Source organism: Amycolatopsis sp. 505, assembly GCF_031625235.1.
Classification (GTDB): Bacteria; Actinomycetota; Actinomycetes; order Mycobacteriales; family Pseudonocardiaceae; genus Amycolatopsis.
Genome location: NZ_JACKQP010000002.1, coordinates 719,610 through 736,080 on the forward strand (window position 1 = coordinate 719,610; position 16,471 = coordinate 736,080).

At 71.1% G+C, this 16,471-nt stretch carries 16 protein-coding genes; 8 read left to right on the top strand and 8 right to left on the bottom strand.

Annotated features, from left to right (window positions below):
• Positions 1-39 precede the first annotated feature (39 nt).
• A complete protein-coding gene (locus H5965_RS10445; protein WP_310969375.1) occupies positions 40-1,269 on the top strand; it encodes a M20 family metallopeptidase in 1,230 nt (409 codons plus the stop codon).
• Here the strand turns inward: H5965_RS10445 and H5965_RS10450 are convergent.
• Positions 1,266-3,215, bottom strand: coding sequence for a phosphocholine-specific phospholipase C (locus H5965_RS10450; RefSeq protein ID WP_310969376.1), 1,950 nt, complete (start codon positions 3,213-3,215; stop codon positions 1,266-1,268). The two genes, H5965_RS10445 and H5965_RS10450, sit on opposite strands and share 4 nt — an antisense overlap.
• Positions 3,216-3,282: 67 nt before the next feature.
• On the opposite strand from H5965_RS10450, the gene H5965_RS10455 reads away from it, so the two are divergent.
• The 4 genes from H5965_RS10455 (at position 3,283) to thrS (ending at position 6,246) form a co-directional block, all read left to right on the top strand.
• On the top strand, positions 3,283-3,660 hold the full coding sequence (locus tag H5965_RS10455; RefSeq protein ID WP_310969377.1) for a VOC family protein: 378 nt from the start codon (positions 3,283-3,285) through the stop codon (positions 3,658-3,660).
• A 25-nt stretch (positions 3,661-3,685) separates the two neighbouring features.
• Positions 3,686-4,153 (top strand): heme-degrading domain-containing protein, encoded by a 468-nt coding sequence (locus tag H5965_RS10460; protein ID WP_310969379.1) that lies wholly within the window; start codon positions 3,686-3,688, stop codon positions 4,151-4,153.
• Between the two features lie 77 nt (positions 4,154-4,230).
• On the top strand, positions 4,231-4,863 hold the full coding sequence (locus tag H5965_RS10465; RefSeq protein ID WP_310969381.1) for a dihydrofolate reductase family protein: 633 nt from the start codon (positions 4,231-4,233) through the stop codon (positions 4,861-4,863).
• Positions 4,864-4,977: 114 nt separating this feature from the next.
• On the top strand, positions 4,978-6,246 hold the full coding sequence (thrS, locus tag H5965_RS10470; protein ID WP_310969383.1) for a threonine--tRNA ligase: 1,269 nt from the start codon (positions 4,978-4,980) through the stop codon (positions 6,244-6,246).
• Here thrS and H5965_RS10475 read toward each other — a convergent pair.
• The 6 genes from H5965_RS10475 to H5965_RS10500 all read right to left on the bottom strand — a co-directional run bounded on the left by H5965_RS10475 (position 6,176) and on the right by H5965_RS10500 (position 11,681).
• Positions 6,176-7,180 (bottom strand): MerR family transcriptional regulator, encoded by a 1,005-nt coding sequence (locus tag H5965_RS10475; RefSeq protein WP_310969384.1) that lies wholly within the window; start codon positions 7,178-7,180, stop codon positions 6,176-6,178. The two genes, thrS and H5965_RS10475, sit on opposite strands and share 71 nt — an antisense overlap.
• 113 nt (positions 7,181-7,293) lie before the next feature.
• Positions 7,294-8,121 carry an ABC transporter permease subunit gene (locus H5965_RS10480; RefSeq protein WP_310969386.1) on the bottom strand — a complete coding sequence of 276 codons (828 nt, stop codon included), beginning with the start codon at positions 8,119-8,121 and terminating at the stop codon, positions 7,294-7,296.
• Positions 8,118-9,011 carry a sugar ABC transporter permease gene (locus H5965_RS10485; protein WP_310969388.1) on the bottom strand — a complete coding sequence of 298 codons (894 nt, stop codon included), beginning with the start codon at positions 9,009-9,011 and terminating at the stop codon, positions 8,118-8,120. Before H5965_RS10485 ends, H5965_RS10480 begins: the two co-directional genes overlap by 4 nt.
• The gene (locus H5965_RS10490) at positions 9,008-9,418 is read right to left on the bottom strand and encodes a hypothetical protein (protein ID WP_310969390.1); all 411 of its coding nucleotides are present in this window, start codon (positions 9,416-9,418) and stop codon (positions 9,008-9,010) included. The genes H5965_RS10485 and H5965_RS10490 overlap by 4 nt, the downstream gene beginning before the upstream one ends.
• On the bottom strand, positions 9,415-10,458 hold the full coding sequence (locus H5965_RS10495; RefSeq protein WP_310969392.1) for an ABC transporter ATP-binding protein: 1,044 nt from the start codon (positions 10,456-10,458) through the stop codon (positions 9,415-9,417). The genes H5965_RS10490 and H5965_RS10495 overlap by 4 nt, the downstream gene beginning before the upstream one ends.
• Positions 10,455-11,681, bottom strand: a complete 1,227-nt coding sequence (locus H5965_RS10500; protein WP_310969393.1) for an extracellular solute-binding protein — start codon at positions 11,679-11,681, stop codon at positions 10,455-10,457. Before H5965_RS10500 ends, H5965_RS10495 begins: the two co-directional genes overlap by 4 nt.
• A 62-nt stretch (positions 11,682-11,743) precedes the next feature.
• Between H5965_RS10500 and H5965_RS10505 the strand changes: the two genes are divergently transcribed.
• The 3 genes from H5965_RS10505 to lysA all read left to right on the top strand — a co-directional run bounded on the left by H5965_RS10505 (position 11,744) and on the right by lysA (position 14,834).
• Positions 11,744-12,448, top strand: a complete 705-nt coding sequence (locus tag H5965_RS10505; RefSeq protein ID WP_310969684.1) for a GntR family transcriptional regulator — start codon at positions 11,744-11,746, stop codon at positions 12,446-12,448.
• Positions 12,445-13,350 carry a dihydrodipicolinate synthase family protein gene (locus H5965_RS10510; protein ID WP_310969395.1) on the top strand — a complete coding sequence of 302 codons (906 nt, stop codon included), beginning with the start codon at positions 12,445-12,447 and terminating at the stop codon, positions 13,348-13,350. The genes H5965_RS10505 and H5965_RS10510 overlap by 4 nt, the downstream gene beginning before the upstream one ends.
• A 140-nt stretch (positions 13,351-13,490) precedes the next feature.
• A complete protein-coding gene (lysA, locus tag H5965_RS10515; protein WP_310969396.1) occupies positions 13,491-14,834 on the top strand; it encodes a diaminopimelate decarboxylase in 1,344 nt (447 codons plus the stop codon).
• On the opposite strand, the gene H5965_RS10520 is transcribed toward lysA, so the two are convergent.
• Entirely contained in the window at positions 14,812-16,362 is a 1,551-nt protein-coding gene (locus tag H5965_RS10520) for an APC family permease (protein ID WP_310969398.1), read from the bottom strand. The genes lysA and H5965_RS10520 overlap by 23 nt on opposite strands.
• Positions 16,363-16,471: the final 109 nt, after the last annotated feature.

The window sequence follows — 16,471 nt, forward strand, 5'->3', positions numbered from 1 at the left end:
CGGTGCGCCCGAAGCGCCGCATGGGGCACTATCGGGACCATGACCGGCCCCACTGACCTGCCCACCTTGCCCGGCACGCCGTTCGCCGGGCTCCTCGACGACGCGCGGGCGCTGCAAGACCGCACGGTCGCCCTCCGGCGGGCCGTGCACCGCCACCCGGAACAGGGCCTCCACCTGCCGCGCACGCAGGCGGCGATCCGCGAGGCCCTCGACGGCCTGCCGCTCGAGATCACCGAGGGCAGGGCCACAACGTCGCTGACGGCCGTCCTGCGCGGCGCGCGGCCCGGTCCGGCGGTGCTGCTGCGCGGCGACATGGACGCCCTGCCGCTGACCGAGGAGACCGGCCTCGAGTTCGCGTCGGAGGACCCGGAGTCGATGCACGCGTGCGGGCACGACACGCACGTCGCGATGCTGGCTTCGGCGGCGCGGCTGCTCGCGGAGCGCCGGGACCAGCTGGCTGGGTCGGTCGTGTTCATGTTCCAGCCGGGCGAGGAGGGCCACCACGGCGCCCGGTTCATGATCCACGAGGGCGTGCTCGACGCGGCCGGGACGCGGGTCCAGCGCGCGTTCGGCGTGCACATCCTCGCCAACGCGCGCAGCGGGCTGCTGCAGCTGCGGCCCGGCCCGCTGATGGCGTCGGCGGACTCGTTCCACGTGCGCGTCACCGGCAAGGGCGGCCACGGCTCGGCGCCGCAGCACACGATCGACCCGGTGCCGGCCGCCGCCGCGATGGTCGGGGCGCTGCACACGATGATCACGCGCCGGGTCAGCGTGTTCGACCCCGCGGTGCTCTCGGTGACCCGGATCCAGGCCGGCACGACGTCGAACATCATCCCGGAGACCGCCGAGCTCGAGGGCACCATCCGCACGCTGTCCGAGCAGACGCGCGCGCTGGTCCGGGCCGAGCTGCCGAAGGTGTGCGAGCAGGTCGGCGCGGCCTACGGCTGCCGCGTGGTCGCCGACGTCGAGCCGGGCTACCCGGTGACGGTGAACGACGACCGGGTCGCCGCCGAAGTCCTGGCACTCGGCGCGGAGGTGCTCGGGCCGGAGAACGTCGAACTGCTCGCCGATCCGCTGATGGGCGCGGAGGACTTTTCCTACGTCCTGCAACGCGTCCCCGGCGCGTACGCGTTCCTCGGCGCGTGCCCGCCCGGCGTCGACCCCGCCGAAGCGGCGGCGAACCACTCGAACCGCGTGCTCTTCGACGAGGACGCGATGCCCCACGGCGTCGCGATGCTCGCCGCCTTCGCGCTCGACGCCCTCCGCTAGGGGCCGGTCCGCGACGGGCGGCCGTCCTCCAGGTGCCCGGCGAAGCGGCGGCGCCACCCCGGCGTCTCGAACGTGACGTCGTACCAGCCGTTGCTCGTCGCCACTGGGAAGTCGTGCGTACCGCCCGGCGGGAGGGTGACGTCGTGCAGCGTGACCGGCGCCGGCCCGTTGTTGGTCACCGTGACCCGCAGCGCGGGCGTGTCGAGGAACGTGACGGACGCGTCGAGGCCCACGCCGCCCGAAGCCTCGACGACGAAGCCGTTCGGGCCGTGGATGGCGATGTCGTACGTGCCGCTGTGCGCGACCTCGCCGGCTGTGGAGGCGCCGGGGCCGACGTCGAAGCGTTGCGACGTCCCGCCCGCGTGGTAGGCGTACGCGGCCAGCTGCAGCGCCTGCGTCCCGTGGTTGGTCAGGTGCAGTTTGAGGGCCTTCGCCTCAACCGTGACCCAGGCGACCGGCTGGTACGGCAGCGGGCGCGCCTTCGCCGTGCCGGGGTCCTGCACCAGCGCGGCCGGCCCCAGCCCCGGCTTCGGGAGGCGTCGCTGCGTGCGGTCGGCTTCGGCGCGCAACGCGTCCGCGTCCGGCAGCAGCGGGATGGTCGTGTCGGGCGCGCGGAAGTCGAAACAGCTGGTCAGGTCGCCGCAGATGGCCCGGCGCCAGGCCGAGATGTTCGGCTCGCGCACACCGGTCCAGGTCTCCAGGAAGCGCAGCACCGACGTGTGGTCGAAGACCTGCGAGTTCACCCAGCCGCCGCGGCTCCACGGCGAAACGACGGTCATCGGCACGCGCGGGCCCAGCCCGATCGGGACGGGCGGCCCGGACGGCTCGCCCTTCTCCGGCCGGTTGCCCGGCAGGTACTCGCCGGGGGTGCCGGGCGGCGGCGACGGCGGGACGACGTGGTCGAAGAAGCCGTCGTTTTCGTCGTAGTTGATGAAGACGACGGTCGATTCCCACAGCTCCGGCTTGTCCCACAACGCCTTCAGCATGCGCTGGATGTAGGCGGCACCGTCGACCGGCCGCGCGGCCGGGTGCTCGCAGTAGCCGTACGGGGCCACCACCCAGGACACCGCGGGCAACGTCCCGCCCGCGCAGTCGGCGAGGAACTCGGCCAGCACGTGGTCGAGGTCCTTGCCCTTCCCCGAGTCGGGTTTGAGCTTCTTGCGCAGGTTCCCGCGCTCGGCCAGCCGGCGTTTGACGGGGTCCATCGAGTACAGCGCGTCGTGGAAGTTCTGGAACAGCCAGAGCGGGTTGTCGCCGTAGTCGCCGACGAAGTGCTCGGGGACGCCGCGTTCCTCGTCGTTCGCGTAGATCCGCCACGTGATGCCCGCGGCCTCGAGGCGCTCGGGGTAGGTCGTCCAGCGGAAGGAGGGCTCGTAGTCGGGCGCGTTGTGCGTCGCGGGGCCACCGGCGAGGCCGTCCGGGTCGATCGTGCCGGTCCAGTGGTAGAGCCGGTTGGGGTGCGTCGGGCCCTGGATCGAGCAGAAGTAGTGGTCGCACAGGGTGAACGCGCTGGCCAGCGCGTGCTGGAACGGCAGGTCGTCGCGCGTGAAGTACCCCATCGTCATGGGGCTCTTCGCCGCGATCCAGCGGTCGTACCCGCCGCCGTTCCACGCGCGGTGCGTGCTGTTCCAGTCGTGCGGCAGCTCGCCGAGGTCCTGACCGTCCACAACGGACGTGTCGATCCGGAACGGCAGCACCGGCCCGCCCTTGTCGCCGCGCTGGTGGAAGACGTCGCGCAGGGCCGCGCGGTCGCCGAAGCCGCGGACACCGGCCATCGTGCCGTAGTAGTGGTCGAACGACCGGTTCTCCTGCATGAGCACGACGACGTGGCGGACGTCGTCGATCGTGCCCGTCCGCGGCGCCGGGGCGCAGGCGACCGGCAGCGTGCCGGCGACGGTGGCCGCGGCCGCGCCGCCCAGCACCGTGCGCCGACGGATCCGGCCCATGCCCACCTCCTCGTCCCCCGGTCGCGGCTCGGCCGGAGGGGTACGTTCGCCACCGAGAGGTGAAGCCATGCTCAACTCAGCGGAATTGGTCGCCTTCGCACCGTCGACCGACCTCGATCGCTCACGCGCCTTCTACACGGATGTCATCGGGCTCGAGTTCATCGAGCAAACCCCCTTCGCGTCCGTGTTCCGCAGTGGCGCGACCCTGCTGCGCGTCACCGCCGTCGCCGAGTTCACGCCGCAGCCGTTCACGGTGCTCGGCTGGGCTGTCGCCGACATCCGGGCCGCGGTGGCCGAGCTGCGCGGCCGTGGCGTCGAGTTCCTCACCTACGCCACGCTGCCACAGGACACCGACAAAATCTGGACCACGCCGGGCGGCCGGATCGCCTGGTTCCCCGATCCGGACGGCAACGTGCTGTCGCTGACCGAGTTCGCTGGCAATTAAACAACAGTGTTGATTTAATAGCCTCATGATCGAAGCCGACCGCCTCGCCCAGCTCGCCGAGCAGGAGGAACGCCTCCAGTTCACGAAGTTCGACAACGAGACCGCCCTGGCCCTCGGCCAGCAGCTGCTGACGGCCGCCCGGGACCGCGGGCTGCCGGTGACGATTTCGATCCGGCGCAACGGCCAGCGCCTCTTCCACGCCGCGCTGCCCGGGACGTCGGCCGACAACGACGCCTGGATCGACCGCAAGAGCCGCGTCGTCGACCGCTACGGCCGCAGCTCCTTCTACATCGGGACGCAGTTCCGCTCGAAGGGCGGCTCGTTCGAGGAGCATTCCCGCCTCGACCCGGACCTCTACGCGGCCCACGGCGGCGTCTTCCCGGTGCTGGTCCGCGGGGTGGGGCCGGTCGGCACGGTCGGCGTCTCCGGGCTCCCGCAGGCCGACGACCACGCGTTCGTCGTCGAGCAGCTGGAGCTGTTCCTGAGCTCCTGAAAAATTCTCCGCGCGGTTTGTCGATCCGAGGGTGCCCCGTCCGACGGGACAGGCAGGACCGACCCGAAGGAGACACCATGGGCAAACTCACCGTGACGACGTTCCTCACCCTCGACGGCGTCTACCAGGCACCGGGAGGTGAGGAGGAGGACACTTCCGGCGGCTTCGACCTGGGCGGCTGGGTGAAGCCGTACTACGAGGAGGACATGGGCCGATTCGTCGCGGAGTGGTTCACCCGCGCGGACGCCTTCCTGCTCGGACGGCGGACGTACGAGATTTTCGCCGCGCACTGGCCGAAGGTCACCGACCCCGCCGACCCGGTCGCGTCCGGGCTCAACACCCTGCCGAAGTACGTGGCGTCGCGGACCATGGCGGACCCGTCGTGGGCCAACACGTCCATCGTGGATGGTGAGGTCGTCGGGTTCGTCCGCGAACTCAAGGCCCGGCTGGACGGCGAACTCCAGGTCCACGGGAGCGGCGACCTGCTGCAGACGCTGATCGCGCACGACCTGGTGGACGAGTACCGCCTGTGGCTGTACCCGATCGTGCTGGGCAAGGGCCGCCGGCTCTTCCCGGACGGCGTGGTGCCCAAGGCGTTCGAGCACGTCGAAACCCGCCAGACCGCCGCGGGCGTGAACGTGCTTGTGCTGCGGCCTGCCGGGAAACCGCGGTTCGACACGTTCCGGCTGCCGGAGGATCAAAAGTATTGACCGCGGCTGCTAACGTCGATCCCATGAAGCGCGCTGCAGTGACGACGACGCCGAGGAGTGTCCCGGCGCGCTGAACGACGTTTCGAGCCCGGGGCGGGTGCCCCGGGCTTCGTCTTGTGGTCTCCCGCCTCGCCGTCCACGAGGGAGTCCACCATGCCCGACCACCGCAAGCTCGGCCGCGAACTCGGCCTGTTCGGCACCGACCCGCTGATCGGCGCCGGCCTGCCCTACTGGCTGCCCGACGGCGCGATCGTCCGCCACAGCCTCGAGGAGTACGTCCACGCCCTCGAACGGCGCGCGGGCTACCGGCACGTCCATTCGCCGGTGCTGGGCAAACGCGAGCTGTACGAGATTTCCGGGCACTGGTCGCACTACCGCGACGACATGTACCCGCCGATGGACGTCGGCGGCGAGCAGCTCGTGCTGCGCCCGAGCCTGTGCCCGCACCACGCGCTGATCTACCGTTCGCGCGGCCGCAGCCACCGCGAGCTGCCGCTGCGGCTCGCGGAAATCGGCGGCATGTACCGCAGCGAGCCGTCCGGCGTGCTCGGCGGGCTGTCCCGGGTACGCGCGATCCAGCTCAACGACGCCCACGTGTTCTGCACCCTCGACCAGGTCGAAGCCGAGGCGGCCGCGGCGCTGGCCCTGATCCGGCAGGCGTACGACGCACTAGGCATCAGCCCGGCCCGCTACCGGCTCTCGCTGCCCGGCCCCGGCGGGAAGTACGTGCCCGGGAACTGGTCCGGCGCGGTGGACATCCTCCGTTCGGTCCTTGGTGACCTCCCGTACGACGAAGGCGAGGGCGAAGCGGCGTTCTACGGACCGAAGATCGACGTCCAGATCGCGGACGCCGCAGGCCGGGAATCGACCCTCTCCACCGTCCAGGTCGACTTCCACCAGCCCGCGCAGTTCGGCCTCGAGTACGTCGGCGCGGACGGGGCGAAGCACCGCCCGGTGATGGTGCACCGGAGCATCATCGGCAGCGTCGAGCGCGCGGTCGCCCAGCTGATCGAGGTCCACGGCGGCGCGTTCCCGGCCTGGCTCGCACCGGTGCAGCTCCGGCTCCTCCCGGTGTCCGCCGCGGAAGTGCCGTACGCGCGTGAAGTCCTGGACCGCTGCGACGACCTGCGGGCCGAAATCGCCGCGGACGGCAGCCTCGGCGCCCGGATCCGCGACGGTCGCCTGGTGCCGTTCCAAGCCGTGATCGGGCCGCAGGAGGTCGCCGCCGGGCAGCTATCCGTCCGGTTGCGCGACGGGAGCCGGGCCGACGCCCGACCGGTGGAGGACGCGCTGGCATCGATCGTCGAGTCGGTCAGGCCGCCATCGCCTCGGCCAGCCAGTCGAAGGCGGGAGCCAGGCTTTCCGGTGCCGCCCAGCCGTTGATCACCCCCAATAGTTGTAGGTAGCGCTCGCGGCGCGGGTCGTTGGCGACGCCGAGCCATTCCCGGAGCTCGCCGGGCTCGCGCCCCAGGCCGTCGACGATCGCCTTCGCCGCCGGTGACTTCGGCACGATCCCGGCCACGACGGCCGGGGTGACGGCCTCCCGCACCTCGGCCGCCAGGTCACGACGCAACCCGGGTTCGTGACTGTCCGCGAACCCGCGCAGGTTCGCGCGGAAGTCCGTGTCCCGCATCAGCGCGGCCAGCTCGAGCCACGCCTCGGCCTGCTCGGGGCTGGGGTGCTCGGGCAGGTCCGGGGTCAAGGTCCGGGCGATCCCCGCCAGCTCGAGGCGATCACCCAAGGCGTCGGCGAGGAAGTCACCGATCAGGCACTGCCGCTCCACTTCGGACAACAGGGCCCGCTGGTGCGCGAGATTCGCTTGGTGTGCGAGATCCGTTTCCGCGGGGGACGTCACCGAGGGCACGGAACTCGCATCCTCGCGACGCGAGCCACGATTCACCTCGCGCACGAGACTCGCCCCGTGCACCACACACGCTTCCTCCGGACGCGAGCCACGGTTCGCCTGGTGCACCAGCCCCGCTTCCTCAGGGCGCGAGCCACGGTTCGCCACTGCGTTCAGCACCTCCCTTCGCCGGCGCAGCACGCCGATCTGTACCTCCACCGCCGCGGCGTGCTCCGCCGCCACCTCCGCGACGGTGGTCTCGCCGTCGATCACCTGCCGGATCGTGGCAAGGTCGACACCGAGGTCGCGCAGCACACGGATGATGTCGAGCCGGGCGAGCGCGGCGTCGTCGTAACGGCGCTGGCCCGCGGTGTTGCGCCCGGACGGCGGCACAAGGCCGCGATCCGAGTAGAACCGGACGGCCTTGACCGTCAGCCCGGTCCGGTGGGCGAGTTCGCCGATGGAGTACCGCATGCCATCAGCGTGGCAGCTCCCCTCGGGGGAGGCGCAAGACCTGCAGGTTCGCTCAATCGTGTCGATCATGCGTTCGACTTTTCGGGGTAGAGTCGAACGCATGAGCGAACGAGTCAGGCCTCCTCCCGGATCCGGGTCACCAGCTGGGTCGGGTTCACGAACCGCAACGCAATGAGAAGGAGCACGAGCATGGAGGCGGTGTAGATGGTCGCCATGGCGTCGACGGACTGGTTGGCGCGGATGCCGGCGGCGAACACGGAGTTGTAGAGCGCCACCACGAGGGTCGTCGAGTCCGGGCCGGCGGTGAGGAACGTCAGCTCGAACATGCCGACCGTGCGCACCAGCACCAGGATCGACGCGGCCAGGATGCCCGGCAGCAGCAGCGGGCCGAGGATCCGGGTGAACACCGAGACGGTCCGCGCGCCGGACATGCGGGCCGCGGCCTCGATCTTCGGGTCGATCTGCTCGATGAACGGCGTCATCGTCAGCACGACGAACGGCACCGAGGGCACGAGGTTGGCGAGGATGACGCCGGTGATGGTGCCGGCCAGGTGGAACTTGTACAGCACGGTGGCCAGCGGGATGCCGTAGGTGATGGGAGGGATCAGGATCGGCAGCACGAACAGCAGCATCACCAGGCGCTTGCCGGGGAACGAGCGGCGGGCCAGCGCGTAGGCGGCCGGGACGCCGACGGCCACCGACACGGCGATCACCACGAGCGCGACGATCGCCGTCGTGAGGAGGACGTCGGAGAGGCCGAACTCGCGCCAGGCGTCGGCGTACCAATGGGTGGTGAAGCCGTCCGGGAGCCAGGTGCCGAACCACTGGGTGCCGAACGAGTCGACGACCACCGAGAGCACCACGCCCGCGAGGTTGACGAAGAAGAACGCGACGACGGTCCAGACGACCCAACGTCCGGGACGTGCGACCCAACCGGTCATCCCTTGCCTCCGGTCGCTCCGCGGTACAGCGTGCCGCGCCACGCCATGACCAGGCCGATCACGATCAGCATGACCACCGCCATGAGCATCGCGACGGCCGAGCCCATCGAGTAGTCGTACTCCTCGAACGCGGCGTGGTAGGCGGCGATCGAGATGACACGGGTCTCGTTCGCGGGGTCGCCGACGAGCTGCGCGCTCGGGAAGACCGAGAACGCCATGACGAACGAAAGGCAGAAGGTGATCGCCAGGCCGGGTGCCAGCAGGGGCAGCGTGATCCGCCGGAAGCGCTGGACGCCGTTCGCGCCGAGCGTGGCGGCCGCCTTTTCCAGGGACGGGTCGATACCCGACAGATAGGACAACGTCAGCAGGAAGGAGAACGGGAAGCCGGTGATCACCAGCGAGAGCAGCACGCCGGTGTAGTTGTGGATCAGCGGCAACGGCTGGTCGGTGACGCCGAGGACGGTGAGCACCTTGTTCAGCCAGCCCGCCGGCCCGCCGTACATGATCAGGCCCTGCGCGGTGAGCACCGTGCCGAGCGTGATCGGCACGACGAGGATCGTCGTCAGGAGGCGCTTGCCGCGGACGCGGCCGCGCATCACGTAGGCGATCGGGATGCTGGCGAGCACGTTGATGAAGGTGGCCGGGAGGGCGATGCCGAGCGTCGTCCAGATGGTGTTGCGCAGGTAGGGGTCGCCGAAGAACCGCGCGTAGTTCGCGAAGACGCCGCCCTTGCGCGGCGCGAACGACAGTTGGAGGCCGTAGAGGAAGGGGTACAGGAACAGGCAGGCGGTCACCAGCAGGCCGGGCACCAGGAGCAGCAGGGTGCGGTCGATGCCGCGTTCGGCGAGGCGGTGCCGCAGCGCCGGACGGGCACTCGCGACGGCGGTCATGGCGCGACCTCCCCACCGCGGGCGGCCGTGCTCATGCCGACGACCACGGCGGCACCCGGCACTGCACCGCGCGCAACAACTGCCCGCGCGGCGGCCACCATCACCGCGTGAGCCGCGGCGGCAACCACCATGGCCCCGCAGGCGACACCGCCCTGCGCAACGGGCACCAGCACCGCGGGCCCCTTCGCGGCGGGCACCACCACACCGCGAGCCGCGCCACTGCCCGCGACGGGCACCACCACCGCGGGCGCCTTCACGGCGGCCGTCACCACACCGCGAGCAGCGCCACTCCGCGCGACGGCCACCACCGCGCCGCCGGCAACATCGGCACCCGGCGCGCCAGCGGCGAAACCGCCGCGGCGCCCGGCGCCCACCCTCGTCGCAATCCCGGCGATCCCGGCGGTCACGGCGCGAACACCAGGACCCGCTCGGCGGGGACGCCGATCTTCGCCGTGTCACCCGGGGCGAGGCGCTTGTCGGTCCGGAAGTAGACCGGCACGCCCGTCGCCAGCCGGGCGGAGACCGACAGCTCACGGCCGTGGTACTCGACGATCTCGACCGTGACGTCGAGGGCGTTCTCGGTGCCGTCGCCGATCACGAAGTCCTCCGGGCGGATCGCCACCTTCGCCGGGCCCTCCGTGAGCGTGCCGCGGCCGGTGAGGCGGACCCCCGCACCCTCCACGGTGACCGTGGAGCCGGCCGCCCCGGTCACCGTCACGTCGAGGAGGTTGCGGTAGCCCATGAAGGACGCGACGTAGCTGTTCACCGGCTGGGCGTACACCTCCTCGGGTGTGCCGACCTGCTGGACCGCGCCCTCGCGCAGCACCACCAGGCGGTCGGCCAGCGACAGGGCCTCCTCCTGGTCGTGGGTGACGTACACCGTGGTCAGGCCGAGCGTCTGGTGGAGGCGGCGGATCTCCATCCGCATCTCGAGCCGGAGCTTGGCGTCCAAATTGGACAGCGGCTCGTCCATCAGGACGACCGGCGGCTCCAGCACGACGGCGCGGGCGATGGCGACGCGCTGCTGCTGGCCGCCGGAAAGCTGCGCGGGGAACTTCGCCGCGTGCTCGGTCAGCTGCACCAGGCGCAGCGCCTCGTCGACCCGCCGCCGGGCTTCGGCGCGGCCGACCTTGCGCATCTTGAGGCCGAAGCCGACGTTCGCGCGGACGGACATGTGCGGGAACAGTGCGTAGTTCTGGAACACCATCCCGAACCCGCGCTGCTCCGGCGGCTGCCCGTCGATGCGGGTGTCGTCGAGCCAGATGCTGCCCGCGGTCAGAGGCAGCAGGCCGGCCAGGCAGTTGAGCGCCGTCGACTTGCCGCAGCCGGACGGGCCGAGCAGGGCCACGAACTCGCCCCTGGGAATCGCGAGGTCGAGGCCGCGCAGGGCGTTCGCGGTGCCGAAGCTGCGCGAGACGCCGTCCAGCCGCAGCCGCCCGAACGTCACTTCTTGCCGACCTTCGAGCCGCCGACCAGCTGGTTCCACTTGTCGAACGCCTTGACCTGCTGCTCGGCCGGCAGCGACGTCTCCTTGGGGTACTGCGCGATCCACTGCTCGTACTCCGGGCGGCCGAACTGCCGAATGGTGTCCTGGCTCTTCTGGGGCGCCATCTGCAGGGTGACGTCCTTGACCGCCGGGCCGGGGTAGAAGTAGCCGTCGTCGTAGGCGATCGCCTGCTGGTCCGGCTTGAGCATCCACGCGACCAGCTGCAGGATCGCCGACTCCTGGTCGGGCGAAAGGCCCTTGGGGATCAGGGCGTACTGGGCGTCGGTGACCCAGTGCATCGGCTGCATGATCGCCGTCTTGACCGTGTTGGGCACGGTGCCGAGCTTGCGCGGGTTGATGTCCCACCCGGTCGTCGACATGATCATGTCCACCGAGCCGGACGCGAGGTTCTTCATCGTCTCCGTGGTGCCCGACGGGTAGTACTTCACGTACTTGCCGAGCTCCTGCAGGAACGCCCAGGTCTTGTCCCAGCCCTTTTCCGGGTCCTTCGGGTCCTTGTCGCCCAGCAGGTACGGCAGGCCCATCAGGAACGTCCGGCCCGGGCCGGAGTTCGACGGCTGGGCGTACTGGAACTTCTCCGGGTGCGCCTTCGCCCAGTCGAGCAGCTCCTGCGGGGACGCCGGGGCGGCGGGCACCGCGCCGGGGTTGAACTCCAGGAGCGGGCCCGACGGGTAGTACACCACCTCGATGCCGTAGCCGTTGGCCAGCTCCTGCATCTTGGCCGCGGGCTCGAGGTAGTTCTGCATCAGGTTGGGAAACCGGCTCGAGAAGTCCGGCAGGACTTTCGCCAGGGTGCCGTTCGCGATGCCGGCGGAGAGGCCGTCGGTGCCGCTGAGCACCAGGTGGGTCTGGGCGACGCCGCCGTCCTGCTCGGCCTTGAGCTTGCCCGCCATGCTCGGCGCGGGCGCCGTCGAATAGGTGACCTTCGCGAGGACTTCCGGGTGCGCGGCCTTGAAGTTCTCGATCATCTGCTTGGTCAGCTGCAGGTTGCCGGCGACGTCGAGGATGTTCAGCTCGACCGGCTTGCCCGGCTTGTCCGGCACGGCTTGGGGATCTGCCGCCTGGCCGCCGTCGCCACCGGGCGCGCCGCAGGCCGCCAGGCCCGCGGCGAGGCTCACCGCCAGCAACACTCGTCGGAATCGGAAGCCGGTGCAACGCTGCATGGCTGCTCCCTAGGTCCGTGATAATGTTGTATGTCGCATCGTATATCAGATCGGACATGCCAGTGGCGAGCACTTCTTCGGCCCGGAGGCCGCCGCCGCCCGTCTCGCGGACGGATTTCGTGCGTGACGCGATCAAGGAAGCGATCTTGAGCGGGGAGTTCGGGCCGGGCGAAACGCTCGTCGAAGCCGAGGTCGGCGCCCTGCTCGGGGTGTCGAAGACGCCGGTGCGCGAGGCCCTCCGGATCCTGGCCGGTTCCGGTTTGGTCACGATGAGCACGTACAAGGGCGCTGCGGTCCGGGTCATGGACGCCGAGAGCGCGTACGCGGTGTACGACCTGCGCGCGCTGCTGGAGCCCGAAGCCCTCCGGCGGGCCGTCGAACAGGGCGCGGACTTCGGGGAAGCGCGGCAGGTGCTGGCCGGGGTCGAGACCGGTGCGGCGGCCGGCGACCGGGCGAAGGCGAGCCTGGCCAACCGGCTGTTCCACCGCGCGCTCTACGCCGGTTGCGGGAACCCGCTGCTGGTCGAAGTCCTCGACGGGTTGCGCGACCAGGCCGCGCTGATCACCGTCACCGGCTGGGGCATCAGCCCCACCTGGCAGGGCGAAGCGGCCGAACACCGGGCGATCCTGAACGCCGCCGAGAGCGGCAACGCCCGGCAGGCCGAACACCTGCTGCGCAAGCACATCACCGATTTCATCGACCGGGTCGCCTTCGGGCTGCCCGGCGAACGCACCACCGAGACCGGCGATCCGAAGGGGGCCCGATGACGTTCGAGGAGCAGAGGCGGCGGCTGTCCGGGGTGGTGGCCATCCCGGTCACGCCGTTCGACGCCGAGGGCGCCGTCGACGGCCAGACGTACGCGAAGCTGGTGGACCGGCTGATCACCGGCGGCATCGAGGTCGTGACGCCGAACGGCAACACCGGCGAGTTCTACGCGCTCGACGCGAACGAAGCGCGGCACTGCCTGGAGGTGACCGTCGAAGCCGCAGCCGGCCGGGCCGGCGTGCTCGCCGGGATCGGTCACGACGTCGCCTCGGCGACGCGGGCGGCAGTGCACGCGCGCGAGGCCGGCGCGGACATGATCATGATCCACCAGCCGGTGCACCCGTACATCTCCGGCGATGGCTGGGTCGACTACCATGCGGCGATCGCCGCGGCGGTGCCGGAACTGGGCGTCGTGCTCTACGTCCGCAACCCGGCGATCACCGGCGATCAGCTGCACGCGCTCGGCGAGGTGGCGCCGAACGTCATCGGCGTGAAGTACGCGGTCCCGGACCCGGTGCGCTTCGGCTCGGTCGCCCGCGATGCCGGCTTCGACCGGTTCGTGTGGATCGCGGGCCTGGCGGAGCTCTCGGCGCCCGGTTACTTCGCCGTCGGCGCGACCGGCTTCACGTCCGGCCTGGTGAACGTCGACCCGGCGATCTCGCTGGAGATGTTCCACGCACTGTCCACAGGGGACTACCCGGCGGCGATGGCCGTCTGGGAGCGGATCCGCCCGTTCGAGGAACTCCGGGCGGCCAACGGGAACGCGAACAACGTCAGCGTGGTCAAGGACGCCCTCGGGCAGCTGGGCCTGTGCCGCCCCGACGTCCGGCCCCCGAGCAGGCTGCTCACCGGTCCCGAGCGGGAGCAGCTCTTCGGGCTGCTGTCGTCGTGGGGGCTGTCGTAGGTGACGCAAGTTACTGGCGCGTTAATAAGGAGTAAGCGGACAAACCAAAGCCGTCAGGACGGCATTCACGGGTGATCTCCGGGCCCGCCGGCGGCGGTGTCCTGGCGGGGTCCGATCCGCCGTGATGCCCGGAGGCACCCGTGACGCTCAGCGAGCTTCTTCCCAGCCTCGGCTGCGAAGCCGCCGATCACCTCGAGCCAGAAGTCTGGCCGCGAAGCACCCGACTCGGCGAAGACGGCGAGCTGCTCTTCGCCGGCGCCAAGGTCAGCCACCTCGCGGCCCGCTTCGGGACGCCGTCCTACCTCCTCGACGAACAGCAGGTCCGCGACACCGCGCGCGAGTACCGCGAAGCGCTGCCGGACGTCGAAGTCGCGTACGCGAGCAAGGCGCTCTGTACGCGAGCCGTACTGCGCTGGGTCGCTGAAGAGGGGTTGTCGCTCGACACCTGCTCCGCCGGTGAGATCGCCGTCGCGCGTTCGGTCGGCTTCCCCGCGGAACGTATGCTGCTGCACGGCAACGCGAAGACGCCCGAGGACCTGAAGGCCGCGCTCGGCTACGGCGTCCGGCGGATCGTCGTCGACTCGCTCGACGAGATCGAGCAGCTCGGCGCGCTCGCCCACGGCGCTCAGCAGGTGATGATCCGGGTGACGCCGGGCGTCGCGGCCGGGGCGCACACCGCCATCAGCACCGGTGCCGAAGGCCAGAAGTTCGGCTTCTCGCTGCTCGACGGCGTTCCCGACAACGTCGACGCCGCCGTCGAAGCCGTGAAGCGACAACCCGGGTTGCGACTCCAAGGCCTGCACTGCCACATCGGCTCGCAGGTGTCCCGGGTCGACCGGTACGAGGCGGCCGCCCGGCGAATGGCGGAGGTGCTCGTCCGGATCCGCGACACCCACGGCGTCACGCTGCGGGAGCTCGACCTCGGCGGCGGGCACGCGGTGCCGTACATCGGCGGCGAGCCCGCGTTCGACCTCGGCGGCTACTCACGGCGCCTGGGCGTGGCGCTGGCCTACGAATGCGCGGCGCACGGCTTCCCGCTGCCCCGCCTGACGATCGAGCCCGGCCGGGCGCTCGTCGGGCCGGCCGGGATCACCGTCTACCGCGTGTGCGCGGTCAAGCGCGGCAGTCGCACGTTCGTCGCGGTCGACGGCGGCATGAGCGACAACGCACGGCCGTCCCTCTACGGCGCCCGGTACACGACGCGCCTGGTGGGACGGCGGTCGAAGGCGCGGCGCGTCCCGATGACCGTGGTCGGCAGGCACTGCGAAGCCGGCGACATCCTCGCCGACGGCCTCAGCCTGCCCGCCGACCTGCACCCAGGGGACCTCCTGGCCGTGCCGTGCACCGGCGCCTACCACCACTCGCTGGCCTCGAATTACAACCAGGTCGGCCGCCCGCCGCTGGTCGGCGTGCGAGGCGGGGTCGCGACGCTGCTCGTGCGCCGCGAGACCGAGGAGGACCTCAGCCGGCGTGATCTGGGCTGACGATGCTCTCGCCGCCGCGCGGCACGAACCCGCGCGGCAGGCGGCGGCCGGCGAAGAAGTCGCGGCAGGCGCGGTGGACCGCGAACATCAGCGGCACCCCGAGCACGATCGACACGACGCCGATCACCGCGACACCGCCGATGCCGAACACCGTCGTCTCGCCCGCGTCCGGCCGCGCGTACTCGATCAGCGCGAACCCCAGCACCGCCAGGAAGAACACGCCACCGGTGAACGGCAGCAACCCGCGCAGCACGAAGTTGCGCACGCTCGCGAAGAGCGTCCGGCGGAACACCCAGACGCAGGCCAGCGCCGTCATCGTGTACTCGATCGCGATGGTCAGCCCGACCGCGTCGACCGAGTCGGCCAGGACGTTGTCGCTGATCAGCGCCAGGAGGACGTACACGGCCAGCGAAACCAGCCCGAACGCCCAGGTCGCCACGGTCGGCGTCCGGAACCGCGGGTGCACGCGCCCGAAGACGCGCGGGAGGGCGCCGTGGCTGGCCATCGACAACGTCGTGCGCGCCGCCGGCATGATCGTCGCTTGGCTGGTCGCCGCGCCGCTGGTCAGCACGGACACGATCAGCAGCACGCCCAGGACCTTGCCGCCTCCGCCGTCGCCGAACACCGCGCCGCCGAGACCGGCCAGGACATCCTCGGAGTTGGCTTCGTTCGCCAGGCCGATCCCGTCTTCGCCCACCCCGGCGAAGGCCAGCGCGGCGACCGTCACGAGCAGGTAGTTCAGCACCAGCAACACCGTCGACAGCACGGCCGCGCGGCCCGGTGCGTGCCGCGGATCCGCGGACTCCTCGTTGACCGACAGCGAGCTTTCCCAGCCCCAGTAGATGAACACCGCCAGCAGCACCGCCGAAACCGCGGTGCCGGCGGACACCCCGCCCGGCCACAGCCAGTCCAGCCGCGGCAGCGACGCCTGCGGACCGGCCGTGCCGTCGAAGACGCGGACCAGCGCGACGGCCGAGAAGAGCACCAGGACGGCGAGTTCCACGCCGAGCAGGATCCACTGCGCCCGCGCGGACACCTCGATCCCGCGGTAGCAGAGCCAGCACAGCGCCAGCAGCCAGGCGGCGCCGATCGCGGTCGTCACCCACCGGTTGCCCGCCGCGTCCGAGGCGCCGAACAGCAGCAGCGTGTACCGGCCGGTGAGCGCGGACTGGCTGCTCATCACCAGCAGCTGCGCGACCGTGACGACCCAGCCGGTGAACCACCCCGCGTGCGGGCCGAACGCACGCGCCGCCCAGGTGAAGTTGGTGCCGCAGTCGGGTTCCGCGGTGTTCAGCTCGCGGAAGGCGAAGGCGACGAACAGCACCGGCACGAACGAGAGCAGCACGAACGCGGCCGCCTTGAACCCGGTGCCGGCCAGGACGATCAGCCCGAGCGTGGCCGCGATGGAGTACGCCGGCGCCGTCGACGACATCCCGATGACCATCGACGACACCATGCCCAGCGCGCCGCCGCGCAGCCCCTTCGCGGGAACGGCGGGGGCGGCACCGAGCGCCACGGCCTCCGACATGCGTTGATCCTCCTGGCGTTGCTGGGGACGAGAGAGCCGCCAGACGGTACCTGCCGCGGCCCCGGGAGCGCGTCCAGCTGTGCGCGGGCGCACAAAACCGCCTCGGAAA